The organism is Methylobacterium sp. E-005, assembly GCF_022829725.1.
Classification (GTDB): domain Bacteria; phylum Pseudomonadota; class Alphaproteobacteria; order Rhizobiales; family Beijerinckiaceae; genus Methylobacterium.
Genome location: NZ_JAKSYG010000165.1, coordinates 1 through 313 on the forward strand (window position 1 = coordinate 1; position 313 = coordinate 313).

Here is a 313-nt window from a genome sequence, read left to right on the forward strand (position 1 = left end):
GCGAAGCGTTCGGACACACCGTGCTCGGCAACGACGAAGTCGACACAGGCCCGGCGGCGAGCCGGGCTCAGAAGTTTCCCGAGGCGGCCTCCTTCAGGATGAGCTTCTCCAAGGTCAGATCCGAGATTGCCCTACGAAGACGTTGGTTCTCGGTCTCCAGAGATTTCAGCCGCTTGACCTGATCACCCTTCAAGCCGCCGTACTCGGACCGCCAGCGGTAGTATGTGACCTCGGTCACCTCGATTGACCGGATTGCTTCGGCAACCTTGCGACCCTGCGAGATCAAGACATCGACCTGCCGCAGCTTAGCAAC

The 313-nt window shown here is 60.4% G+C and carries 1 pseudogene; it reads right to left on the minus strand.

The window, feature by feature from the left end:
• Nucleotides 1-313, minus strand: a pseudogene (locus tag MKK88_RS18025) (transposase); the annotation flags it as partial.